This window comes from Streptococcus sp. 1F3 (assembly GCF_054968985.1).
On record NZ_JBUEQR010000009.1, the window covers coordinates 45,944 to 69,327 of the forward strand.

20 protein-coding genes, 1 tRNA gene and 3 pseudogenes are annotated in these 23,384 nt (G+C 40.5%); 8 read left to right on the forward strand and 16 right to left on the reverse strand.

Annotated elements, in window-relative coordinates; translation table 11 throughout:
* Positions 1 to 450: 450 nt before the first annotated feature.
* A complete protein-coding gene (locus ACVPON_RS00555; RefSeq protein ID WP_462874960.1) occupies positions 451 to 858 on the forward strand; it encodes an NUDIX domain-containing protein in 408 nt (135 codons plus the stop codon).
* Between the two features lie 672 nt (positions 859 to 1,530).
* Here the strand turns inward: ACVPON_RS00555 and gltX are convergent.
* The 6 genes from gltX to ACVPON_RS00585 all read right to left on the reverse strand — a co-directional run bounded on the left by gltX (position 1,531) and on the right by ACVPON_RS00585 (position 7,489).
* Positions 1,531 to 2,988, reverse strand: a complete 1,458-nt coding sequence (gene gltX / locus ACVPON_RS00560; protein WP_462874962.1) for a glutamate--tRNA ligase — start codon at positions 2,986 to 2,988, stop codon at positions 1,531 to 1,533.
* A gap of 220 nt (positions 2,989 to 3,208) precedes the next feature.
* A complete protein-coding gene (locus ACVPON_RS00565) occupies positions 3,209 to 3,964 on the reverse strand; it encodes a TIGR00266 family protein (protein ID WP_462874964.1) in 756 nt (251 codons plus the stop codon).
* A 73-nt stretch (positions 3,965 to 4,037) separates the two neighbouring features.
* Positions 4,038 to 4,532, reverse strand: a complete 495-nt coding sequence (locus ACVPON_RS00570; protein ID WP_462874966.1) for a beta-class carbonic anhydrase — start codon at positions 4,530 to 4,532, stop codon at positions 4,038 to 4,040.
* 204 nt (positions 4,533 to 4,736) lie between these two features.
* Positions 4,737 to 6,098, reverse strand: a complete 1,362-nt coding sequence (radA, locus tag ACVPON_RS00575; protein ID WP_462874968.1) for a DNA repair protein RadA — start codon at positions 6,096 to 6,098, stop codon at positions 4,737 to 4,739.
* Between the two features lie 2 nt (positions 6,099 to 6,100).
* A complete protein-coding gene (locus ACVPON_RS00580) occupies positions 6,101 to 6,544 on the reverse strand; it encodes a dUTP diphosphatase (protein WP_462874970.1) in 444 nt (147 codons plus the stop codon).
* A gap of 87 nt (positions 6,545 to 6,631) precedes the next feature.
* A complete protein-coding gene (locus ACVPON_RS00585; protein WP_462874972.1) occupies positions 6,632 to 7,489 on the reverse strand; it encodes a helix-turn-helix domain-containing protein in 858 nt (285 codons plus the stop codon).
* A gap of 226 nt (positions 7,490 to 7,715) precedes the next feature.
* Between ACVPON_RS00585 and ACVPON_RS00590 the strand changes: the two genes are divergently transcribed.
* The 7 genes from ACVPON_RS00590 (at position 7,716) to ACVPON_RS00620 (ending at position 13,638) form a co-directional block, all read left to right on the forward strand.
* On the forward strand, positions 7,716 to 8,045 hold the full coding sequence (locus ACVPON_RS00590) for a hypothetical protein (RefSeq protein ID WP_462874974.1): 330 nt from the start codon (positions 7,716 to 7,718) through the stop codon (positions 8,043 to 8,045).
* Positions 8,046 to 8,061: 16 nt separating this feature from the next.
* Positions 8,062 to 8,460 (forward strand): hypothetical protein, encoded by a 399-nt coding sequence (locus tag ACVPON_RS00595; RefSeq protein ID WP_462874975.1) that lies wholly within the window; start codon positions 8,062 to 8,064, stop codon positions 8,458 to 8,460.
* Positions 8,457 to 9,305 (forward strand): hypothetical protein, encoded by an 849-nt coding sequence (locus ACVPON_RS00600; RefSeq protein WP_462874977.1) that lies wholly within the window; start codon positions 8,457 to 8,459, stop codon positions 9,303 to 9,305. The genes ACVPON_RS00595 and ACVPON_RS00600 overlap by 4 nt, the downstream gene beginning before the upstream one ends.
* Positions 9,302 to 9,961, forward strand: coding sequence for an ABC transporter ATP-binding protein (locus tag ACVPON_RS00605; RefSeq protein ID WP_462874979.1), 660 nt, complete (start codon positions 9,302 to 9,304; stop codon positions 9,959 to 9,961). The genes ACVPON_RS00600 and ACVPON_RS00605 overlap by 4 nt, the downstream gene beginning before the upstream one ends.
* A 799-nt stretch (positions 9,962 to 10,760) precedes the next feature.
* The gene (locus tag ACVPON_RS00610) at positions 10,761 to 11,777 is read left to right on the forward strand and encodes an NAD(P)H-dependent glycerol-3-phosphate dehydrogenase (protein ID WP_462874980.1); all 1,017 of its coding nucleotides are present in this window, start codon (positions 10,761 to 10,763) and stop codon (positions 11,775 to 11,777) included.
* Between the two features lie 10 nt (positions 11,778 to 11,787).
* A complete protein-coding gene (galU, locus tag ACVPON_RS00615; RefSeq protein WP_462874982.1) occupies positions 11,788 to 12,687 on the forward strand; it encodes a UTP--glucose-1-phosphate uridylyltransferase GalU in 900 nt (299 codons plus the stop codon).
* 459 nt (positions 12,688 to 13,146) lie between these two features.
* Positions 13,147 to 13,638 (forward strand): GNAT family N-acetyltransferase, encoded by a 492-nt coding sequence (locus ACVPON_RS00620; RefSeq protein WP_462874984.1) that lies wholly within the window; start codon positions 13,147 to 13,149, stop codon positions 13,636 to 13,638.
* Positions 13,639 to 13,944: 306 nt separating this feature from the next.
* On the opposite strand, the gene ACVPON_RS00625 is transcribed toward ACVPON_RS00620, so the two are convergent.
* From ACVPON_RS00625 to ACVPON_RS00670, 10 genes and pseudogenes are all read right to left on the reverse strand, one after another.
* The gene (locus ACVPON_RS00625) at positions 13,945 to 14,826 is read right to left on the reverse strand and encodes a class II fructose-bisphosphate aldolase (RefSeq protein WP_462874986.1); all 882 of its coding nucleotides are present in this window, start codon (positions 14,824 to 14,826) and stop codon (positions 13,945 to 13,947) included.
* A gap of 130 nt (positions 14,827 to 14,956) precedes the next feature.
* Positions 14,957 to 16,153 (reverse strand): glycosyltransferase family 8 protein, encoded by a 1,197-nt coding sequence (locus tag ACVPON_RS00630; protein WP_462874989.1) that lies wholly within the window; start codon positions 16,151 to 16,153, stop codon positions 14,957 to 14,959.
* A gap of 66 nt (positions 16,154 to 16,219) precedes the next feature.
* Positions 16,220 to 16,305: transfer RNA gene (locus ACVPON_RS00635), tRNA-Leu, on the reverse strand.
* 135 nt (positions 16,306 to 16,440) lie between these two features.
* Positions 16,441 to 16,816: pseudogene (locus ACVPON_RS00640) on the reverse strand (IS30 family transposase); the annotation flags it as partial.
* A gap of 683 nt (positions 16,817 to 17,499) precedes the next feature.
* The gene (locus tag ACVPON_RS00645) at positions 17,500 to 19,107 is read right to left on the reverse strand and encodes a CTP synthase (RefSeq protein WP_462874991.1); all 1,608 of its coding nucleotides are present in this window, start codon (positions 19,105 to 19,107) and stop codon (positions 17,500 to 17,502) included.
* A gap of 107 nt (positions 19,108 to 19,214) precedes the next feature.
* Complete coding sequence (rpoE, locus tag ACVPON_RS00650) at positions 19,215 to 19,805, reverse strand: DNA-directed RNA polymerase subunit delta (RefSeq protein WP_462874993.1); 591 nt, start codon at positions 19,803 to 19,805, stop codon at positions 19,215 to 19,217.
* Between the two features lie 209 nt (positions 19,806 to 20,014).
* Positions 20,015 to 21,301: a trigger factor gene (tig, locus tag ACVPON_RS00655; protein ID WP_462874995.1), complete on the reverse strand. Its 1,287-nt coding sequence runs from the start codon at positions 21,299 to 21,301 to the stop codon at positions 20,015 to 20,017.
* Between the two features lie 713 nt (positions 21,302 to 22,014).
* Positions 22,015 to 22,160, reverse strand: a pseudogene (locus ACVPON_RS00660) (putative holin-like toxin).
* Positions 22,161 to 22,462: 302 nt separating this feature from the next.
* Positions 22,463 to 22,608 (reverse strand): annotated as a pseudogene (locus ACVPON_RS00665) (putative holin-like toxin).
* 218 nt (positions 22,609 to 22,826) lie between these two features.
* Positions 22,827 to 23,384, reverse strand: coding sequence for a TIGR01440 family protein (locus ACVPON_RS00670; RefSeq protein ID WP_462875070.1), 558 nt, complete (start codon positions 23,382 to 23,384; stop codon positions 22,827 to 22,829).

The following is a 23,384-nucleotide window of genomic DNA, read 5'->3' on the forward strand; positions in this document are numbered from 1 at the left end:
CTTTCCATCTATAGGGTAGTTCATTCGAAAACGCTATACTAATACTCTTTAAAAATCAAAAGGATACCTCGTCAACTTGCCTTGGTGAACGCTCGTTCTACCTTCGGCTTCGACTATAAGGAAATGAGCGGTGCTACTCTCATTTCCAATCTTTCACAATTCTGAATTATGAAAGCTAGTCTACTTTTGATTTTTAGTGAGTATAGGGACAAAAAACGTTCATTGCTCCACAATACTGCTAGATATGTTCCTTTCCATACCAAATCATAAATAAGAATACTATGCCAGAGGGTTATCATTATCAAGAAATGCTAGCTCCTATTTTTAAGAGTAAGAGAAGGAGATAAAAACATAGTTGAATACTGGAATGCCTATTTAGAAAATGGGCAAAAAACAGATAAAATCCTACAACGAGGCAAAGCGATTCCTCAAGGGCTCTATCACCTAGTCGTGGAATGCATCATTATCCACAAGGATAAGAGTGTCCTTTTTATGAAACGAGATAGCAAAAAACAGACCTTTCCGAATTACTACGAAGCAAGCGCTGGCGGATCAGCCCTTCTTGATGAAAGCCCCGAAATGGCTATTCTCCGTGAAATAAAAGAAGAAACAGGTCTCCAACTGCAGGCTCACCAACTCGTTCACCACCATCACTTTGTCATGCATGAACATCAGTGTGTCTTTGACCTCTATTGGGCAGAAGTCGATTGTCAAAAACAGGCAGTTACTCTCCAAAAAGGAGAAACGACTGATTTTATTTGGGTACCCCACCTAGCACTTTCTTCTTTTTTAGAGCAACAATCAGTCATTCCACGACAAAAGGAATATCTCAAGCGACTATTTTTAGAAAAAGACTAGTTCCCAAAATGACAAACTAGATATACTCATTTCGTTTACCTTTTATTACTTCAACGATTGTGGAAACTTCGTTTCCTTATTTCCAGCTTCCAATCATCTTCTAGATGAATTGTGGAAACTTCGTTTCCTTATTTCCAGCTTCCAATCATCTTCTAGATGATTGGAACTCACTTTGCCGTACTCTACGATTGTTACTGACTATCGTCAGTATGATTTCCAACCTTCAACAGTCCTTAGACTGTTGAAGCAGCCTGCAGCTCGTTTCCTAGCATAGTCAATTCACTTTAAAACCAGCACGATAATTATGATATGCCTGTTTATGCTACATACTCAAGGGCAGTTTTGCTAATTCCATAACATAGTTTTTAAAAGTGAAATAACTATACTAAAAGTAAACGAAACAACTATAAATTAATAACTTGAATTGAACTCGGACTAAAAATGCTAGAAAAAAGATGAATCGGCTTGATGACAGAAGTCATCTGCTCCAATTCCCTATTTTTCTGTCCATTTTCTTTACGTCCTCATATCTTAAGTGAACTCGGACTAAAAATGCTAGAAAAAAGATACATATACCCTTGGTACACTTTGCTCGCTTTAGAGCTTTTGGATCAGTAAAGGAGTGAAGCAGTCGCAATTTCTAAATCACGGCTACTCCACTCCCTTTTTCATTTATTTCTCAATTTCTTTCAACATCTTGTCCAAATGTTGGATTGATTTTTCACGGCCGAGCAGATAAATAGTATCTGGCAATTCTGGTCCGTGCATTTCACCGGAAACAGCGATCCGGATTGGCATAAAGAGATTCTTCCCTTTAATTCCTGTTTCTTTTTGAACCGCCTTGATTTGCGGGAAGATATTTTCAGATTTGAACTCTTCAGCAGATAAGGCTTCTAATTTTTCTTTAAAAGTAGCAAGAACGGTTGGTACTGTTTCTCCTGCCATGATTTCTTTTTCAGCTTCCGTCAAAGCCGGGAAATCGTCAAAGAACAAATCTGTCAAGGGGACAATTTCATCCACTGATGTTAATTGTGGTTTATAAAGCTCTACCAATTTTTCAGCCTTGTCTGTCAAGCGACCTGCTTCTTTTAGGAATGGTTTTGCCATTTCAAAAATCGTTGCAAAATCTGCCTTCTTGATGTACTCATTGCTCAACCAGTCTAACTTCTTGGAATCAAATGAAGCCGGGGACTTACTCAAGCGACTCTCATCAAACAAACGGATGATTTCTTCCTTGGAGAAAATCTCCTCCTCACCTCCAGGTGTCCAACCAAGAAGCGTCACAAAATTAAAAATTGCTTCTGGTAAATATCCTTTTTTCCGATAGGCTTCAATTGACATTGTATTTGGATCGCGTTTGGAAAGTTTTTTCCCTGTCCCAGCGTTGATAATCAAGGTCATGTGACCAAATTCTGGCGCTTCCCAACCAAGCGCTTCATACACCATAAGCTGCTTTGGAGTATTGGCAATGTGATCATCTCCACGAATGACATGGGAAATCTCCATCAGATGATCATCGATAACCACAGCAAAGTTGTAGGTTGGATAACCATCTTTTTTCTGAATCACCCAATCTCCACCAATATTGCCACCTTCAAACTCAATCTCACCCTTAACCATATCCGTCCATTTGTAGATACCTGTCTCATTCACTGCCAGACGAACGGTTGGAATGATACCTGCTGCCTCACGCTCGGCAATATAGGCTGCTTTTTCTTCATCTGACATCCCAAGATATTCATTGATGTAGCGTGGTGTTTCACCTGCTGCCTCTTGACGTTCACGCTCTGCTGCCAATTCTTCCTCTGTCACATAGGACTTGTAAGCCAAACCCTTTTCTAGGAGTTCATTGATATACGTTTGATAAATTTCAAGGCGTTCTGATTGGCGGTATTGTTCGTGGGTTTCAGGGCTCTCATCCCAGTCAATTCCCAACCAACGCAGGTTTTCAAGTTGCGAACGCTCACCATCTTCAATATGGCGTTTGCGATCGGTATCCTCAATCCGAATAATAAAGGCTCCACCATGATGGCGCGCAAAAAGATAATTAAATAATGCCGTACGAGTATTTCCAATATGTAGAAATCCCGTTGGACTTGGTGCATAACGCACACGAATCTTTTTTGTCATGTATACTACTCTCCTTGTCAACATTCACTAGTTCCTATTATAGCACATATCCCTTGCTTTGAGCCAAAAAATCAGCCACTAGGGCTGATTTATTACATGCTACTAATGACAAGATTTGAAAATGCCAAATCGGCTTTGACCTCGAGCCTCTTTTCAAATACTGTAGGCTAAGAAACCTGTTGAATGATACTGAATGCCTTATCCGCTCTTCCTGTTATGATTACAAAAATGCATCCAGCAGGGTAGTCTTGCCACCACCATCTCCACCACCGGTTATGATGTGACTACCAATTACTTGAGCAAAGGTTTCAATATTTAAACTTTGAACATAGATATCTCCATATCCTGAGAAGGTATTGACCACGCCTTCTCCTGTTCCAATAGACTGCAAGAAGCCATTTTCAAGATGAATGTCATAATTCAAATCCTTACTCCAGGCTACTACATGGGCATTATCAATCGTAATACTACCACCTCTTAATTCCAATCTTTTGATAGAGCCAAAAGAATTAGCAAGCAAGGTTCCCTCTCCTTCTGTCGTCATGACAAAGAAACCACCCTGCCCTCCAAACAAGGCACGACCAACACTTTGGCGCTCCATTTTATACTGGGCAGACCCATCTAGAGCTAAGAAGGCCCCATCATTCAAGCGGTACTGTTTCACCCCTAACTCAAGGGCAATCACCTGCCCGGGCATAGAAGGAGCAAGCGCCAATTTGCCATCATCAGCACTGGATACCGCTTCTGTAATAAACATGGACTCACCTGATGTCACGGAACGCCCAATAGCTCCCATGAGCTTACCAAAACCAGAACCACCACGCGCATTTAACTTGGTATTTAAGGTTACACTCGGTGTGTGATAAACCATGCTTCCTCGCTGAATGTAGGCAGTCTCTCCTCTTTCTAAGGCAATCTCCACTAATGGAAATTGCATATTACTGTCAATGGTGTAGTTCATTCGATTATCGGCCATCGTTTAAACTCCTTTTGTATCATTATTCTAATACAGATATCATACATCTTTTTTAAAAGCCTGTCAAGCTTCTCTATACTACTTCTGTCATGCAACCCGTATCGACATCATAGACAGCACCGTAAATACTAATATCATCTGGAATCAGCGGTGATTGACGAAGCAAATCCATATCTTCACGGACACTTTCTTCCACATTGGTAAAGGGAAGAAAGTCCTGATGGGATACATCTATTCCCAACTTTTCTTGCAATTCTTCCTGAAAAGCCTCATTGGTAAAGGTCTGAGCTCCACAATCTGTATGGTGCAAGACTACGATTTCCCTAGTCCCCAGTTGCTGCTCAGAAATAACAAGCGAGCGAATCATATCATCGGTGACCCGACCGCCAGCATTCCGCAGGATATGAGCATCCCCTAGGGCTAATCCTAAAGCCTGTGCCACATGTAAACGTGAGTCCATACAAGTCACAATCGCTACTCTAGTTTTCGGCTTCAAAGGCAAGTGATATCGGCCATGCAGATTAACATAGGCCTGATTCGCCTTCATGAAATTCTGAAAATAGGACATCAAAACTCCTTTCCTACTCTTCATCTTCCTTTCTTTTCCTACTAGACTACCATGTTCCAATTTTTTTGTCAGCGCTTAGGTTTGAAAAAGGAAATGTACACTGTTACTTCCGAATCTTTGGGTAAACCATACTCAAAAAAGCTAGAAGCACCCCTGAACCTCTAACTTTTCTCTATGGATATCTACTTGTTCAATAAAGTCAACCTAACCGAAGACTTTCTGCAACACTTCCCCAATAGTTGTCACACCAACCACGGTGATGCCTTTAGGAATTTCAAGGCCGATAAGGGAGTTTTTAGGAGCATACATCTTAGTAAAACCTAGCTTAGCAGCTTCATTAATCCGCTGCTCAATGCGGGTAATACGACGGATTTCACCTGTTAGCCCGATTTCTCCGATAAAACATTCTTGAGGATTGGTCGGTTTGTCCTTGTAACTGGAAGCAATCGCAACAGCAACCGCCAAGTCAATCGCTGGCTCATCTAACTTAACACCACCTGCTGACTTAAGATAGGCATCTTGATTTTGGAGGAGCAAACCTGCTCGTTTTTCCAAAACTGCCATGATGAGACTAGCCCGATTGAAATCAAGTCCGGTCGTGGTTCGCTTGGCATTGCCAAACATAGTCGGGGTCACCAAGGCTTGCACTTCCGCTAAAATAGGGCGTGTCCCCTCCATGGTCACCACAATCGCAGATCCTGTCGCTCCGTCTAAGCGCTCCTCTAAAAAGACCTGACTAGGATTAAGGACTTCCACCAATCCAGTCGACTGCATCTCAAAGATACCAATTTCATTGGTCGAACCAAACCGATTTTTAACCGCACGTAAAATCCGAAAGGTATGCTGGCGTTCTCCTTCAAAATACAGCACGGTGTCCACCATATGCTCTAACATACGAGGGCCTGCAAGCGTTCCTTCCTTGGTCACATGTCCTACGATAAAGGTAGCGATATTGTTGGTCTTTGCGATCTGCATCAACTCCGCCGTCACCTCTCGAACTTGACTGACCGAACCCTGAACGCTTGAAATCTCAGGGCTCATAATGGTCTGGATAGAGTCAATAATCAAAAAATCCGGCTGAATCCTCTCTACCTCTGCTCGGATACTCTGCATGTTGGTCTCCGCATAGAGATAAAATTCATTGTCAATATCACCAAGGCGCTCGCTCCGAAGCTTGATTTGCTCAGCCGACTCCTCCCCGCTGACATAAAGAACTGTCCCACGACTGGCTAACTGGGTCGAGACTTGTAAGAGTAGGGTTGATTTTCCAATCCCTGGATCCCCACCAATCAGCACGAGACTACCCGGTACTACACCACCACCTAGAACCCTGTTAAACTCTCCCATATCGGTCTTGGTTCGGCTAACATTGCTTGAAGTGACTTGATTCAGCTTAACAGGTCTAGTCCGCTCTCCTGTCAGGGATATCCGTGCATTTTTCACTTCTACTACTTCTATTTCCTCCACAAAAGAGGACCACGTGCTACAATTAGGACAACGTCCTAGGTATTTAGGGGAATGGTAGTCACAATTTTGACAGACAAAGGTTGCTTTTTTCTTTGCCATGCCTAATTCCCCGTTGAACCGAAGCCACCTGTACGCTTCCCTCTTGCTTCATCACCATCTGCTAGTAAAAAGGGAGCAAAAACTGCTTGAACAATTCGCTCTCCAACTTCAAGAACGACAGGTCGATCGGTAATGTTTTGCATTTGAGCAAAGATATGTCCTTCGTTAGCAGGATTGCCATAGTAATCACCATCAATCACACCAACCGAATTAATCAAGACCAAGCCTTTCTTTCTGGGATTGGACGAACGATCATAGAGATAGAGAACCTCCCCTGCCTGCATATAAGCCTTGACCCCCGTCGGCACTAATGTAATCTCTCCTGGGCCAAGTTCCATACGCTCTGCTACTTTTAAGTCATAGCCTGCCGCATGCGCTGTCTCGCGCTTTGGGAGCAAGCTCTCATCAGTAAAGGATGATACTAATTCAAATCCACGTTGTTTCATGTCTGTCTCCTAACATTTCAAATAGTCTACGATCACCTACCATTATACTATATATTCGTAAAAAATGATGAAAAGGGAGATAAACCACTACTCCCTTGCTAAAACACCATATTCTGCCACTTCTATTTCCAGTTGGTCTGCTATTTCCTTCAAATCAGCATCGCGTAAGAGGACCAGCCCTTTTTGAATCATGGCCTCATCATTCTGACAGATCCCTAAACGGACCCAAGTAAACCCTAGTTGATCAACCCGCAGGCTATCAGTTGCCAGTTCATGTGCTTTCTGTGTTACTCGCAAGCAATTTTTAACATTACGCTCATGAAGAAAAACAGTTCCCATATTTGCCAAAAGCGAAAATTGACTACTAATGGACCCTCGAAAAGCACGATACTTCTCTAAGGAAAAGAAGACCTTCTCAGCAATCCTCTCCATTTGCTCTGGTGAAAAGCAGATGAGGACGATATTTAATTTGCGAAGATCTGATAGATACCATGTGTCACATTTTTCTAATTCCTGCCACATTTCTTGGGCAAGAGTGCGCGAGGTATCTCCAATACCGTCCTGACAGATGGACAGACATAGTTCGTATAGCTTGGCAATCCGTTCCACTCGAAGATCTTGATGTCTTTCTAAATAATGGTAACATTCCCCAAGCAAGTCTTGAAACTCACCGGCTTTCCGTACATTAGATGAAAAGTTTTCAAAATGTTCAATAATCTTAGTTCTCTCCGTCGGAGCATAGTAGTGACAAATATAATCAAATTCTGCAAAATCCATATCTAGTTGTCGGAGGATATGTTCAAATTTTTCTAAATTGGGTACTTCTTTATTGTTCTCAATTTTCGAGAGAGTTGTGCGCGATAGAAAATCACCACAAATTGCTTGCTGTGTCAGCCCCTTTCCCTGCCGAATTTCTTTTAATACTGTACCAAAATCCCAACGCATCACAGACACCTCCTTCTGATGTGAATATTATTTACATTATATGAAAATATTATAAATATATGGTACCATATTTTCTATAAAGGAACAAAAAATCTTAGGAAGAGGAAGATTGTCTAGGATTAGTGAGTTATGAAACATGTCTCTGATTCACTCTGGAAAGGAGAGACTGTATGTTGAGTAGATACCATATCAATATTAGTAACCTATACAAAGAAAGGATCATAAGATGAAAAAACTTAAACAATCAATACTATTATGTACCCTACTAGCTACAACTACTTATGGGATTACAGCTTTTGCTGCTACTTATGGGAATGAAGCTCACGGAGTCAAAAATACCGAACACTTTCAACTCTACTATGTAGGAGAAGCTTGGACCAATCAACGAGGAAATAGTACTTGGATAAAATACTATCGTAACGGCTCATTCATTGGTTCAGCAGTAGCCTACAAGGATAATTGGCGAACTGATGATGGGAAAGTATATGACAGTGTCACCATTTGGGACTCTATGAATCCTTGGGCACCTAAAACAACCTTTACTTACAAACTATAGTGAGAGTAGGAGAGTTATGAAACGAAATCTCAACCATTCCCTATTGCCATTAGCAGTATTAGATATTGGGACAATTTTATTACTCTCCCTTTACATCTATTATGGAAAAGGGGTATTTTTCCCCTTTATTTTCTTATCCCTTGTAAACGATGTCCTTATGTATGTCATCTTATTGTCTAACAAGCAAATAATGGCTATCCATCATTTATTGGGTAAACCAAAAATCGATTTTATCTACGACTATATGAAAGCACACGTTTTCATTATGGGCTGTAGTATCCTCCTATTTGCATGCTTTATCTTTATTATCCAAGCAACCATAGGGAAAGAGATTTTCATTTTAACAGAATGTTGTCTCATTCTTCTTCTCACCAATTCATTGGTCTACTGTATCTTTTTAAGGAACTGCCTATGAAAAGTATCTATCTCCTCATGTTAAAAAAACGCTGGTATCTCTTAGGATTACTGACCCTCATCACTCTTTTGATGAATCTCTTCTTGTGGAATGAAGCAAGCCAGTTGATTCGTGCCTATCCTATGTTAGAAATAGTAAAAATGGAAGGGCAAAAGGGAAGTTATGAAATACTTTACAATCCCCCAGTGACTACTGGCGGTCTGGTAACAGAGCCAAGTAAAGAAGAACGAGCAGCTCTCTACCAGATAATAGCTCCTTACTCAGATAAAGTCTCTAGTCATAAAATTGAGTATTTCCAAGGAGGTGAGTTAACTCCAATGACAGATGATGATCTCCAAATAGCCCTACTTTCAGACGAACTCCCTCCACTTTTCTTTGATGACATGCTACTACACAATCTAAGCGAAAACGACTATCAGCAACTCTTAGTAGCTATTCAAAAAAGTCACTTTCCAATCACTATCCAATCCATTCAAGATCGTTATCAGGTTCAAAAAAGCTATTACATGAACAATTTCTTCTTCGGGGCTACTGTTTCCTTCATCCTTTTCCTCTTTGGAAACGTGATTGTCGCATGGTTAATTGGAGCAACGCTAAAGATTTGCCAAGAAGAACTCACTGTTTTGCGACTAATCGGTCTGACTAGAAAACGTCTCTATCGCTATATGATGGGATTCTTTCTTATACCAATGTTCGTCAGTCTATCCCTTTTTTTCCTGCTAGTATGGGCGATGAGAGTCGGACTACTCCTCGCTGATAGCCTATATCTGTCTGCCATCAATAGTCTCCTACTAGGCTTCGCCTATTTCTTGACTTGCCATCGTTTGAAAGGAGCATTTCGATGATTACTATCAAAGGCTTAAGCAAAGCGTATAAGGACAAGGTGATTTTTACTAATCTAGATTTTGAAGCCTCCGCAGGACAAATCATTTTACTTCTGGGAAAATCTGGCTCTGGAAAGACTACCTTTTTAGATATTCTTGCAGGCTTGAAATCTGCTTCGATTCAATCCTATACCTATCGAGAAAAGACCATTGCCATTCAAGATGATGAGACGATGAGTGCCTTTCGCAATCAGCATATCGGCTATATCCCTCAAGATTTCGCCTTAATACAGGACTATACGGTGAAAGAAAATCTGCTCCTACCTGCCCTTTATCACCCTCATTTATCTGTTGAATCTATTGAACAAACCGTACTGGGATTAGCTAAACGATTTGAGGTGGCTGGTCTCTTAACCCAGAAGGTCAGAAATATTTCCGGTGGTCAAAAGCAACGTGTCGCCATTATTCGCAGTCTGGTCCTAAACCCCGATATTTTACTAGCAGATGAGCCAACTGCCAATCTAGATGCTGAAAATGTTCAACTCGTCCTTCAGCTTTTTAAAGAACAACAAACTGCAGGAAGAATCCTAATCATTGCAACCCACGACGAACGACTCTGTGACCTCGCTACTCATATCTATCAAATTGAAGATACAAAAAAGCTATGCCTGAAATGATAGCCCGTTCCTGAAAACTAAGATGAACATATCAATCTCTTGTTTAAGGGAGGACAGCAGAGAAAGCAAAGCGCAATAAAAAAATGGCGTTCGTACTCATTTATAGTATGCATCGTATTTGGATTTCGTAAAAATTATCTCTATTTGTTAGACCCGTATAAGGAGGAAATGTTATGAAACATAAAGAATATCTCAGTCTATTTTTCAATATCGTCATTCTCATCTCTATATTGAACCTACCTCAATTATTAGAAGAAGGTTGGAGATATCTATGGGGAGTTTGAGCGCAGGCTCCCTTATGAACTTTCCTAATAATCTAGCTCCCATCTGAGAAAGGAAGAAAATCACAGAAACAATATACTAGCTAGACGGAAGAAGATATGAAGATATATAGAATGCTAAAATTTCAATAAGGAATCGTACTTTCGTTCTAGATATGTGCAAAATAAATAACGAACGGAGTGAATTTTTAAAAGGTATTTCCCGTCCTAGATAATAACAATGTTATTATCTAGGACGGGATTTTTGAGACTATGGGCTCAGATGAAGCCTTGACGGAGCTTACTCTCTGATTTCTTTCTCAACCTTACCGCTTTATTGCATCGTTTTAACAGTCCATGGGATTGTGAAAAAACTGGTTCCCCTTTCCAATCTCTGTAAGCACCTAGTCAACCTCAGTTTAATCTTCAAAGGATACTTGCACAAAAAGTAAACGAAGCGACTATAAGAGTTCCCATGCAAATTTTTCACAAGTATGGTAGAATAGAGCTACTGATTACTCCCAAAGAGAGGAAGCAAGATGAACAAACAAAAAATTGCCGTACTCGGTCCCGGATCATGGGGAACAGCCTTGTCACAGGTTCTCAATGATAACGGTCACGAGGTCCGCATCTGGGGAAATAACCCTGATCAGATTGATGAAATCAACCACTTCCATACCAATAAACGCTATTTTAAGGACATTACCCTCGATTCAGCTATCAAGGCTTACAAAGAATTAAGCGAAGCGCTAGATGGGGTTGATGCCGTGCTATTGGTCGTCCCAACCAAGGTCATGCGCTTGGTCGCTAAGCAAGTCGCTGAAAAGCTGAACCACAAGGTAGTGATCATGCATGCGTCTAAAGGTTTGGAACCAGAAAGCCACAAACGCCTCTCTACGGTTTTAGAAGAAGAGATTCCAGCTACACTTCGAAGTGAGGTTGTTGTGGTATCTGGACCAAGCCATGCGGAAGAAACCATTATTCGTGACTTAACCCTCATCTCAGCAGCTTCTAAGAACTTAGAAACTGCCCAATACGTCCAAAATCTTTTTAGCAATCACTACTTCCGCCTCTATACCAACAACGATGTGATCGGCGTTGAAACAGCTGGTGCGCTAAAGAATATCATTGCAGTGGGTGCTGGTGCCCTTCATGGGCTCGGCTATGGGGATAATGCCAAGGCTGCTATTATCGCCCGTGGCTTGACTGAAATTACCCGATTAGGAGTTGCAATGGGAGCCAATCCACTGACCTACAGCGGTCTATCTGGAGTTGGCGATTTGATCGTCACAGGAACCTCTGTCCATTCACGTAACTGGCGGGCAGGAGATCAGCTCGGACGCGGTGAAAAGCTAGAGGACATCGAACGCAATATGGGCATGGTCATTGAGGGCATTTCAACAACTAAAGTCGCCTACGAACTAGCCCAAGAACTCGGGGTCTATATGCCTATTACCCAAGCTATCTATAGTGTAATCTATCAAGGGGCTAGCATTGAGGAAGCTATTAAAAATATTATGTCTAGCGAATTCCGTCAGGAAAATGAATGGTCATAAAGGAGAAAAGATGACAAAAAAAGTTAGAAAAGCCGTGATTCCAGCGGCTGGTTTAGGAACTCGCTTCCTACCAGCCACCAAGGCATTAGCAAAAGAGATGTTGCCCATTGTAGACAAGCCAACCATTCAATTCATCGTAGAAGAAGCACTTGCTTCAGGAATTGAAGATATTTTAGTTGTTACAGGAAAATCAAAACGCTCCATTGAGGACCATTTTGACTCCAATTTTGAATTGGAATACAACCTAAAAGAAAAAGGCAAGGATGATCTCTTAAAATTAGTAGACGAAACAACGGGCATTCGCCTACATTTTATCCGTCAAAGTCACCCTCGTGGTTTGGGAGACGCCGTCTTACAAGCAAAAGCCTTTGTTGGGAACGAACCCTTTATCGTCATGCTTGGAGACGACTTAATGGACATCACTAATAAAAAAACCATTCCCCTCACCAAGCAACTGATGAATGATTATGACAAGACACATGCTTCTACCATTGCCGTTATGCCCGTGCCTCATGAAGAAGTCTCTTCCTACGGGGTCATTGCACCACAAGGGGAGGGAATCAACGGTCTATACAGTGTCGATACCTTTGTGGAAAAACCTGCACCTGAAGAGGCACCGTCTGATCTTGCCATCATCGGTCGCTACCTCCTCACCCCTGAAATCTTTGATATTCTGGAAAATCAAAAACCAGGAGCAGGAAATGAGATTCAACTAACAGATGCCATTGACACTCTCAATAAAACACAGCGTGTCTTTGCCCGTGAGTTTAAAGGGAACCGCTACGATGTGGGAGATAAATTTGGCTTTATGAAAACCTCAATTGACTATGCCTTACAACACCCGCAAGTCAAGGATGATTTAAAACAGTATCTCATCCAGCTTGGAAAAAAATTAGAAGAAAAGAAATAAAAAATACACGAATCTTTCTGTAGCTGTACTGCTGAAAGATTCGTGTGTTTCATTTTCCTAAAGTTTCTATATCCTATACCCAAAGAAAATCAAACACTAATACTCAATAAAAATCAAAAGTAGACTAGCGTTCACCAAGGCAAGTTGACGAAGTATCCTTTTGATTTTTAAAGAGTATAGACTAGGAAACTAGCCAAAGGCTACTGCTATAGACAATATAGATATCAACGAAGGGACCATTGAACTCTGTTAAACTCTTTTTCTATCCCCATAAAACGGTCCTTTAACGATCCATGCTACTCTCAATAGGAACCTATTATTTGGAAATAGGGTTCAAGTCATTCCATTTTACCTTCATGACAACGGTTTGAAGCCTACTATGATATACTAATAGTATAAAAGCAAAACAAGCCCTGCCATAAAATGATGGCAATAGACTATTTATCAGGAGACCATTATATGAAAAAAGTAAGCTTAAGGGAGGCTAAAACAACTGAAAAAACCTCCCTCTACCCTATCTTTGAAGAAGCTAAACCCTATTTTAATAAAATAGAAGGGCGCGATCCTTTACACCCACTCATGCCTATCAATGAGCTAATCCCTGATATTCCTGCTGAACACTGCCATTGTTTCAGCATCTATTATGGAGAAACCATTATTGGGTATTTATGGGTATTGAATGACTCGCCATCTAGCTACTATATTTTGCATTTTTATATTTCTCAAAAATATAGAAATCTTGGTCTAGGAAAGCTCGCTATCAAGGAATTAGAAGGTACATACAATCTCAATCAGCTAGAAAAGGCAGAACTAGTTGTTTCTGCAAACAATTATCTCGGTTTACGTTTTTGGAAGTCAGTAGGATTTACTAATATTTTAAACGTTTACAAGGAAGAGGATATCGGTACAACATCTGTTGAACTTGAACTGCAAAAAATATACAAACCGTAAGATTCATCCTTCCTTACCAAATTGTACAATCCGACCATTTCAAAAAGTGGGATATCCTTAAGTCAATGTCATTACGTTCACTAACCTATCACACATTCTATGGTGGATTCATTTTTCTAGGTTACACTAATACAAAAGTTCCATCACTACTATGACCTCTTATTCACACTAACGCGTTTCACAACTTTCTAATTGTGTTATTGGCTGACTTCTTGTCGTTCGTTGTTACTAGGTTAGTACCTCTACATACCCTCCATACCTAAAAACAACCTCTCAAATTGAGAGGTTGTCTATTTCTATAGCTAATTAAGCTTTGTTTTCAGAACCGAAAACATCGATACGTTCTTCAACAGAGGCTTGAATAGCTTTTACACCATCTGCCAAGAATTTACGCGGATCAAATAGTTTTTTCTTGTCGTATTCTGCTTCGTTTGCTTCGTAGCTACGAGCAAATGCACGAGTTGCATCTGCAAATGCAATTTGGCACTCTGTATTTACATTTACTTTTGCTACACCAAGTTTGATAGCTTCTTGAATTTGCTCATCTGGAATACCAGACCCACCGTGAAGAACGATTGGGAATCCTGGAACAGCCTCTGTCAATTTCTTCAAGTGATCAAGGTCTAGACCTTCCCAATTTGCTGGATATGGACCGTGGATATTACCGATACCTGCTGCCAAGAAGTCAATTCCAGTTTCCACCATTGCTTTTGCATCTTCAATTGGAGCAAGCTCACCAGAACCGATGATTCCATCTTCTTCTCCACCAATTGTTCCTACTTCAGCTTCTACTGAGATACCTTTTGCATGTGCTAATTTTACAACTTCACGTGCTTTCTCAAGATTTTCTTCAACTGGAAGATGTGAACCATCAAACATGATTGAGGTGTAACCAACTTCAATACATTCAAGCGCATCTTCATAATGACCGTGGTCAAGGTGAATTGCAACTGGAACAGTGATGTTCATTGATTCTACAAGGTTTGCAATCAAGTTACGAGCTACTTTATAACCCCCCATGTATTTTGCTGCACCCATTGAAGTTTGGATAAGAACAGGAGCTTTTTTAGCTTCTGCTGCCCGCAAGATTGCTTGCGTCCACTCAAGGTTGTTTGTGTTAAATCCACCAACTGCATACCCATTGTCACGAGCTGCTTGGACAAATTTTTCTGCTGAAACGACTGGCATTTTCTAGCCTCCTATTTGATTTTTTAGGGTTTCCCCATCTACATCGTTTATTTTATCACATTTTCATGAAAAAAGCTAATGTTACTCCATTTTGAAAACGCTTAAGATTTGTAAAAATAGACAAAGATAGCTATCTCAAAAATTCAACCATTTCTTCAGGTCTCTCAACAGAAAAAATCTGTGACTCTAACTTTTCATATTGAGTAGTATCAAAAGCAAGAACTGGTTTTTCAGCATTTCTAACCATATCTAAGAATTCATCTAACTTAGCCTCATGATTGATATCTAAATAGTAGTCACAATTCTCTATCAAGTCCTCTACAAGATAGCCAATAGCCCGAGGATGAAGATGGACATTTTCATAGACCGCAAGCCTCATAAGATTACCAGCCATATTGGTAAAAGCTACAATATGAAATTTACAATCAGGTAAAGCCTGTACAAGATAATCAATTTTCTCAACATTATAAGAATTAGTGATAACTAACAAATTCAAGCGATATTGTTTTACTTCTACAGGCACATATAGATTACGCCATTTACCTATAATGTCAGACCAGTCCATTAGATGGTATTGCCACCATACTTCCCTTAGACGCCCCGAAGAGTTTGTATTCCACGGTTTATCCCCTGACACATAGTGAAGAATTAAAGGGAGAGGAGAGAGACTCTTTTCAAAGATAAACCGATGACCATAGTGATAAGCACCCATATCATAACCAATTTGAAAATTATAGATATCATCTAAGAGATGGTAGCGTCCATCAAAAAGGTTATTTAAGATAGTCTGATCGCCTTCTGGCACTTGAGCATAGGTTTGATTTGTAGTTTCAATCAGACGAGATGTGAGATCTTCCTGACGCCATAGATGATTATTTACAAGCATGACCCCTGCATTAAAGCCTATTCCTAAACCAAAAGTAGCATGTGCTGCAGCAATATAATTTGATTCAAAGCCAAAGTCCTTTTCAAACAGCTCCTGCAAACTTCCTGTCACGACCAAATCACTATCCAAATACAAGACCCTATCTTCCTCCACAAAACGAGGGATAAAGTAGCGGGCAAATGTCATGTAATTGATATGGCATAGATTGTGATCTAAAGTCCAATTTTCGTTTAACCCCACATCTAGTAACTTAATATCTACTAGGTCAGATGAGATTGAACGTAAAAGCTTTCTAGTATGAATAAACCACTCCTGCGGGATATCTTGGTTAAAAACATAAATCTTTAGATGAGAATTATGGTAAACAAGAGATTTAATAGCTGTTTCAATCTGTCGGATATACCCATAATCTCCTGCAAGAACAATTGCTTTTCGATCCATACTACACCTGTACCTCTATAATTTTCTCGCGCTTTTAAAAAGGGCTGGTCAAACCAGCCCTAACGATGCGGAGAGAGGGACTTGAACCCTCACGACCTAAAGCGGTCACAGGATCCTTAGTCCTGCGCGTCTGCCAATTCCGCCATCCCCGCGATTGAGTACCCTACTAGTATATCAGCTCCTCTATTTCTTGTCAATACTTTCTAAAGATTTTTTATAAATCATTTACCATAGCCACTTGTCAAGTCAAGTGCAACAGGTTCGCCAATAGACTAGAAAATAAGTGTTCAGGCTGTTTGGGCTAGCCCAAACAAAAAATGTGCGGTTTTATACTTGTGAATTCGTCTAGGTCTATTCCTGATAGCAGAAACCTAGCGATAGAGTTCTTCTGTCATTAGTAGGTTAAGAGAGACACCCTTTGGGAGAGACAAACCCTTTCAAAAGACCGTTGAAATTCTCGTTGGTCCCTCTCTCATGAGAAGAATAAGGATGGGCAAAATAGACATCAACCCCTTTTAGGTCTGATAAACGACTGAATTCTGAGCCATTGTCCGACGCGATAGAGCAAATAGGATACTGATACAGGACGTTCTTAACAGCCTTATTGACCGTTGTTTCAACCTGTTTATTCGCTAGTTTTACGGCGATAGCAAATCGTGTCTCAACATACCGAATCCTAAGCGTCCCTCTCCCTTTATAAGACTTTTAATCTATATCCAAACCATCACTCACTGACAATAAAACGAAACCAATGGATTCATTTTATCCGAGCTAAGAAGCTAGAAAGCGAGGATCAATCTCAGTGGTTCAAGCCAATCTGCTTTGATTATCTATGTTATCCAGGAGTTGCTTCACCAATCTATTCCAGACGGATGAAGGTTGGGACATGAAGCGTTTGACACAAGCGGTAAACACTCTTGTATCTTGATGTAACTACATCCGAACTAAGATCTGTGTAAAAAAGGAGATTTCCTCGTATTCATCGCGCACGTCACCCATCTCCTATTTTCGTTTAGCTCCTAATCTTCTCACGTCTAAAATGAACACCAGCTAAAGGCTCACTTCGTTCGCTATTTATTTTATACGTAGCAACTGATTCCTACATTCTCTTTTAAAAGGAAAGCACTATATACGAGAGTAAAAAATAAATCTTCTCTAGAAAATCTAAGAGGTACATCTCCTGGCTGATTTCTTCCTAAATAAATAGAGAAACTGCCCTGTGTTTCAAGCACGGTATCAAAACCCTATTTTACCGTAGTCGTTACAAACTTGCACATTTTATAAAAACTTCTATTCGCTCACATTAAAAAACCACCCTGCCTGAGCAGGGGAAGATCCTTTCATACCTACTTCTGATTTTCTACCGCAGCAGATACAAAGGCAGTGTAGAGTTCCTCTGGGCGGTTTGGACGACTGGACAACTCTGGGTGGTATTGGCAGGCAACAAAGAATTTATTTTCCGGAAGTTCCACGATTTCGACTAGACGATTGTCAGGTGACACTCCTGAAAAGACAAACCCCGCTGCTTCAAATTGTTCACGAAATTGATTGTTAAATTCATAGCGATGGCGGTGACGACGTTGCACCACCTCTTGATTATTATAAGCTGCTGCTGCTCGACTTCCCTTTTTGAGTTTCGATGGATAAAGGCCGAGACGAAGAGTACCTCCCACATCTTCCACATCAATCTGGTCACGCATAAGGTCAATGACGGGATAGCTTGTATGAGAGACCAATTCGGAAGAGTTTGCACCTTCTAGCCCTAGGACATGACGAGCAAATTCGATACAGGTCAGCTGCATACCAAGGCAGACCCCCAGCATTGGTACATCTTGCTCACGGGCATACTTAATTGCCTGCATTTTCCCTTCTGTACCCCGCTGTCCAAAGCCACCTGGCACAATAATACCATCTGCATTCCTAAGCATATCCGCTACGTTAGCTGCTGTCACATCATTGGCATTGATCCAGTCAATCTTGACTTCTGCATCATTGGCATAACCAGCATGTTTCAAGGCTTCCACCACAGAAATGTAGGCATCCGGTAATTCTACATACTTTCCAACCAAGGCAATCTTGACCTGCTTTTTCAAATTCATGACCTTATCCACCATAGCAGACCATTGGGTCATATCTGCCACCGGAGCATCAATTTTCAAGTGATCACAGACAATTTGGTCCATCTTTTGCGCTTGTAAATTAAGGGGGATTTGGTACAAATGTTCGACATCAAGTGATTCAATGACTGCTTCTGGTGCCACATCACAAAACTGAGCCAGTTTATTTTTAATACCTTGACCAGCAGGCTCTTCTGTTCGAATGACCAGCATGTTTGGCTGAATCCCAAGACCTCGTAGCTCTTTCACAGAGTGTTGGGTCGGTTTGGTTTTCATCTCACCTGCAGCCTTCAAATAAGGTAGAAGCGTAGTATGGATATACATCACATTGTCTGCCCCAACATCTGATTTCATCTGGCGGAGGGCCTCAAGAAACGGCAAACTTTCAATATCTCCAACTGTTCCTCCAACCTCCGTGATAATCACATCTGCATCCGTTGTCGTCGCTGCCCGCTTAATTTTTTCTTTCAAAGCATCTGTAATGTGCGGGATGACTTGAACTGTCGCTCCAAGGTATTCTCCACGGCGCTCCTTACGAAGCACCTCACTATAAATCTTACCAGTCGTCACATTGGAGTATTTATTCAGATTAATATCAATAAAACGCTCATAGTGCCCGAGATCCAGATCTGTCTCCGCCCCATCTTCTGTCACAAATACTTCTCCGTGCTGATAAGGGCTCATGGTCCCTGGATCGATATTGATATAGGGATCAAATTTCTGAATCGTGACTTTTAATCCACGATTTTTTAGCAAACGTCCCAAACTCGCTGCCACAATTCCCTTTCCAATTGAACTGACTACTCCACCCGTTACAAAAATATACTTTGTCATCATCTTCTCCTTAAAAAATAAAAATAGCTCCCTGAAACAGGGAGCTCCGACCTCAAAAGAGGTGCCCGACTAATAGCATACCGAAAATATGAAAATTTGTCAAATGAGAATTACTCCTCATCAACATGTTCATCTTCTTCCTCTGTGTAGTCATCATCTTCTTCATTTAATTCAACTTCTTCATCTACCAAATCCTCATCCGGGATAATTTCATTGATTTCAGAATCGTAGGATTCTGCCTCATCTTTCTCATCGTCCGGATTGTCATCATCGTATTCCGTCGTTTCTGTCGTATCAAAACCATCTTCATCTTCTGGATCGTCATTCCCATAATCTATCGCATCTTCATCACCATCCATAAAGGCATTCACACGTTTTTTCTTGCGTTTTGGCGCATCTTCATCCTCTTCCTCAAGAGTGATCACTTCTTCATCAATCTCATCAATAGCATACCATGAACGAAGCCCCCATTTATTTTCTCCTAGAGGAATAAAGCTACCATCCACATTCAAGTCAGAATAGAAAGTCGGAAGGGCAGCACGAATATCGCTATTTGATTTCTCAAGGTAGTTTTGAATTTCATTGACCAAATCATTGAAATACATCTCATGATCACGACCACGTTCTTCTAAGATTGCACGCGCCACCTCAATCATCGACAACTCACTTTTTTCTTGTCCTGCAAATACGTTTAATTCCAAGCTTCTTCTCCTTACATAAAATACGAATCCTCAAGCAAATCATGCCTCAGATCCATCCACACTCTTTGAATACCTCCAAACGAGCATCTGTTTTATCTTACTTCATTATTGTACGCTAAAATCAGCAAATAGTCAAAGATAAGTTCACTCTTGTTAGGTTTGGAAAAAATAGAAGCTGAGAACAAACTCAACCCCTATTCTTCTATTCTCTATGCTTTTACAGTTGCAGAGCTAGTGATAACTTCAACCGCTTTTTTCACTGCAATATCATGTTTCAACATATCTTCTGAAAGTAGACGACGTACTTGTTCTACTTCCATGTTGTAAGCAGTAGCCAATTCTGTAATCTCTGCTTCGATTTCTTCTGCTGTTGCTTCAAAACCTTCTGCTTTCGCTACAGCTTCCACTACAAGATTTGTCTTCGTACGTTTTTCTGCATTTGCTTCATGTTGTTTATGAAGATCTTCACGTGTTGTTCCAGTAATTTGGAAGTACATATCCGGTGAGATTCCTTGTTGTTGCATACCACCAAGGAATTCATTGATCGCACGATGTACCTCTTCATGAATCATTTCTTCTGGAAGATCAACAATTTCTGCATTCTCAACCGCTAAATCAAGTGCCGCTGTTTCAACCGCATCATCAAAAGCAATTTCTTTTGCCGCTTCTAATTCTTTGCGGTATTTTGCCTTCAACTCATCAAGTGTTTCTACTTCTTCATCAAGATCTTTTGCCAACTCATCATCAAGGGCTGGTACTTCTTTTGCTTTTACTTCATGAATCTTTGTCACAAAGAGTGCTGGTTTCCCTGCCAATTCTTCTGATTGGTAGTCTTCTGGGAACGTCACTTCTACATTGACTTCTTCACCTGCACTGTGACCTACCAATTGGGCTTCAAAACCAGGAATAAATTGACCACTTCCAAGACCTAATGAGAAGTTTTCACCTTTTCCACCATCAAACTCTACACCGTCAATCGAACCAACAAAGTCGATAACAACCGCATCACCTTCAGCTGCCGGACCCTCTTTGAGTACTAGCTCCGCCAATGTATTGCGCTCACGCTCAATTTTAGCATCTACTTCTTCATCTGTTACTTCCTTCGTTGCTTCAACTGTTACTGCTAAGTTCTTGTAATCGCCCAATTTTACCTCTGGTTTGGTGACAACTTCTGCAGTAATAGTCCAATCTTGACCTTTTTCCATTGATACAACTTCGATTTTTGGTTGTGCAACTACTTCAAGACCCGCTTCTGCTACTGCAGCTTCATAGGCTACTGGCAATAGATTATTAACAGCATCTTGATACAAGGATTCTTCACCAAATTTTTGATTGAAGATAGCACGTGGTAAATGACCTTTGCGGAAGCCAGGGACATTGATATCTTTTCTTAGCTTATTAAACACACGATCCAATTCTGGTTTGATGACATCTTGAGCAATGGTAAAGGTCAAGACACCACGGTTTGTTTCTTTTGATTCAAATGATACAGACATTCTGTCATTTCTCCTTAAAATTTTATTGCATACACGCTATTATATCATATTCAGATAAAATAATAAAGCCAGAGATTATCAAATATGCTCAAACCTTATCAAATTAAGCCCTTACTATTCTTCTTATTTTTCAAACTGTTTATCACTCAAATCCACACTTTATCAAAATATATCTTATTTTTGGTGCTTTTTTGGTATCTCCATACTGTCCAATTTATTGTTCAAATCCTCTCTCATATTCTCTGTCACATGAGTGTAGATTTCCAAAGTAGTTTTTTCATCACCTTCCCCAACACGCTCCATTATCATTTTTATCGGTAAAAACCTCGCACATTCATCAATAGTTTTCCCGCATTTCTAAATTGACGATAATCACGTATGACCCGCAATCTACGATTCTATGTAGCTGAAGACATTGGAAAATCCTCCTTGACCAACGTATCCTTCGTGACGTTAGTATCTGGATAGCTATGATACAAAACTTCTTCCATTTTCTTTCCTCTTTTCTAAAATTCTCTAATAATAAAAAGCAAGCTATTTTGGGCTCACTTGGTTATTTTATATACTTATTTGACATTTTATCCAGTTTTAGGTATACTGATGATGGAAAAGAGCAGTTGCGTAAACCACTACCCTATACAGAACCGTTTAAGACGGTAGCTTTGTAAATAGATTAAAAAATAATCGTCGTTACTCCGCTAAAGTTCAGACGGTTATTTTTTATTGCTCATTTTTACGATAACAGCAACTAAACCAAGTAAGGACAGTAGAAAACTACCAAACCCCAGCATGAGTTGCATTGCCTCGTAAACCGACAATACTCGCTCCTTTCTCTTTGGATTTTAGCACCTACATTCATAAGCACCACCACCTTTCAGAAATTAGAGCCACCGTCTTCACTTTTCTACTCCTCTGGTATAGCATATTTTTTATAACAATACCCTGTTATTCTACGCTTTTCTGTTAAAAATAGGCACTCTACACCATAATAATCTATCATTCATATCTTCCATTATATTTGACTATTTTATCTATTTGAGGTACAATGAAGAAAGAAAAGGGCAGTTGCGCAAACAACTACCCTATGCAGAACCGTTTAAGACGGTGACCTGTTTTTAACTATTTAAAAAATAATCGTCAACCTAGTCAAAGTTAGGACGATTATTTTTTATTGCTCATTTTTACGATAATGGCAACTAAACCAATTAGGGAAAGTAGAAAACTACCAAACCCTAACATGAGTTGTATCGCCTCGTAAACCGACAATACTCGCTCCTTTCTCTTTGTATTTTAGCGCTTACACTCATAAGCACCACCACCTTTCAGAAATGAGAGCCACCGTCTTCACTTTTCTACTCCTCTAGTATAGCATATTTTTTAGATGAATGTCCAACCATTCATCTTTTCCACTTTCATTTCTCAAACATGCTAAAAAGTCCTTAGAATGTATCTCTAAGAACTTTGTCTTCAATCTTTAGCTTCTCTTTCTCTTTCTGTTCTATAAATAGTATATAGACTAGCTCTATCACTGCTTACGAATGACATCTTCTTGATATAAAGCCCTTGAGCCGCCAATCAATTTGGGACGACTGGCAAGAGCTGTCACATGGGCATCACCAATCTGGCGCAAGGTCGGTCGCAAAGGTACTTGGACATGTTTAACATGCATACCGATAGCAGTATCTCCTATATCAAGCCCTGCATATGCTGTAACGAATTCTACTTCGACAGGATCCACCATATATTCAAAGGCAGCCAACTGACCTGCTCCGCCCGCATGTAGGCTCGGAAGCACGTTCACGATTTCCAATCCCTTGGAAAGGGCAAAGTCCCGCTCAACCACTAAGGCGCGATTCAAATGTTCACACCCTTGAACAGCAAGGTAAATCCCACGTTCAGATAATAAATCTAAAATGGTCTTGACAACCACCTGTCCTACCTCAAGACTGGAATGCTTTCCGATCTTGCCACCGATTACTTCACTTGACGAGAGACCCAGGACAAACAATTGCCCTTTTTGAATCTGGCTCCATTCTAGCACCTCTTCCAAAATGGTAGCCGTTTGCTGCTGGATCGTGCCCAT

Excerpts from the sequence above, each read along its gene's own strand:
- gltX (WP_462874962.1), bottom strand. The coding sequence starts at position 2,988 with ATGACAAAAAAGATTCGTGTGCGTTATGCACCAAGTCCAACGGGATTT.
- ACVPON_RS00565 (WP_462874964.1), bottom strand. The coding sequence starts at position 3,964 with ATGGCCGATAATCGAATGAACTACACCATTGACAGTAATATGCAATTT.
- ACVPON_RS00570 (WP_462874966.1), bottom strand. The coding sequence starts at position 4,532 with ATGTCCTATTTTCAGAATTTCATGAAGGCGAATCAGGCCTATGTTAAT.
- radA (WP_462874968.1), bottom strand. The coding sequence starts at position 6,098 with ATGGCAAAGAAAAAAGCAACCTTTGTCTGTCAAAATTGTGACTACCAT.
- ACVPON_RS00580 (WP_462874970.1), bottom strand. The coding sequence starts at position 6,544 with ATGAAACAACGTGGATTTGAATTAGTATCATCCTTTACTGATGAGAGC.
- ACVPON_RS00585 (WP_462874972.1), bottom strand. The coding sequence starts at position 7,489 with ATGCGTTGGGATTTTGGTACAGTATTAAAAGAAATTCGGCAGGGAAAG.
- ACVPON_RS00590 (WP_462874974.1), top strand. The coding sequence starts at position 7,716 with ATGAAAAAACTTAAACAATCAATACTATTATGTACCCTACTAGCTACA.
- ACVPON_RS00595 (WP_462874975.1), top strand. The coding sequence starts at position 8,062 with ATGAAACGAAATCTCAACCATTCCCTATTGCCATTAGCAGTATTAGAT.
- ACVPON_RS00600 (WP_462874977.1), top strand. The coding sequence starts at position 8,457 with ATGAAAAGTATCTATCTCCTCATGTTAAAAAAACGCTGGTATCTCTTA.
- ACVPON_RS00605 (WP_462874979.1), top strand. The coding sequence starts at position 9,302 with ATGATTACTATCAAAGGCTTAAGCAAAGCGTATAAGGACAAGGTGATT.
- ACVPON_RS00610 (WP_462874980.1), top strand. The coding sequence starts at position 10,761 with ATGAACAAACAAAAAATTGCCGTACTCGGTCCCGGATCATGGGGAACA.
- galU (WP_462874982.1), top strand. The coding sequence starts at position 11,788 with ATGACAAAAAAAGTTAGAAAAGCCGTGATTCCAGCGGCTGGTTTAGGA.
- ACVPON_RS00620 (WP_462874984.1), top strand. The coding sequence starts at position 13,147 with ATGAAAAAAGTAAGCTTAAGGGAGGCTAAAACAACTGAAAAAACCTCC.
- ACVPON_RS00625 (WP_462874986.1), bottom strand. The coding sequence starts at position 14,826 with ATGCCAGTCGTTTCAGCAGAAAAATTTGTCCAAGCAGCTCGTGACAAT.
- ACVPON_RS00630 (WP_462874989.1), bottom strand. The coding sequence starts at position 16,153 with ATGGATCGAAAAGCAATTGTTCTTGCAGGAGATTATGGGTATATCCGA.
- ACVPON_RS00645 (WP_462874991.1), bottom strand. The coding sequence starts at position 19,107 with ATGATGACAAAGTATATTTTTGTAACGGGTGGAGTAGTCAGTTCAATT.
- tig (WP_462874995.1), bottom strand. The coding sequence starts at position 21,301 with ATGTCTGTATCATTTGAATCAAAAGAAACAAACCGTGGTGTCTTGACC.
- ACVPON_RS00670 (WP_462875070.1), bottom strand. The coding sequence starts at position 23,384 with ATGGGCACGATCCAGCAGCAAACGGCTACCATTTTGGAAGAGGTGCTA.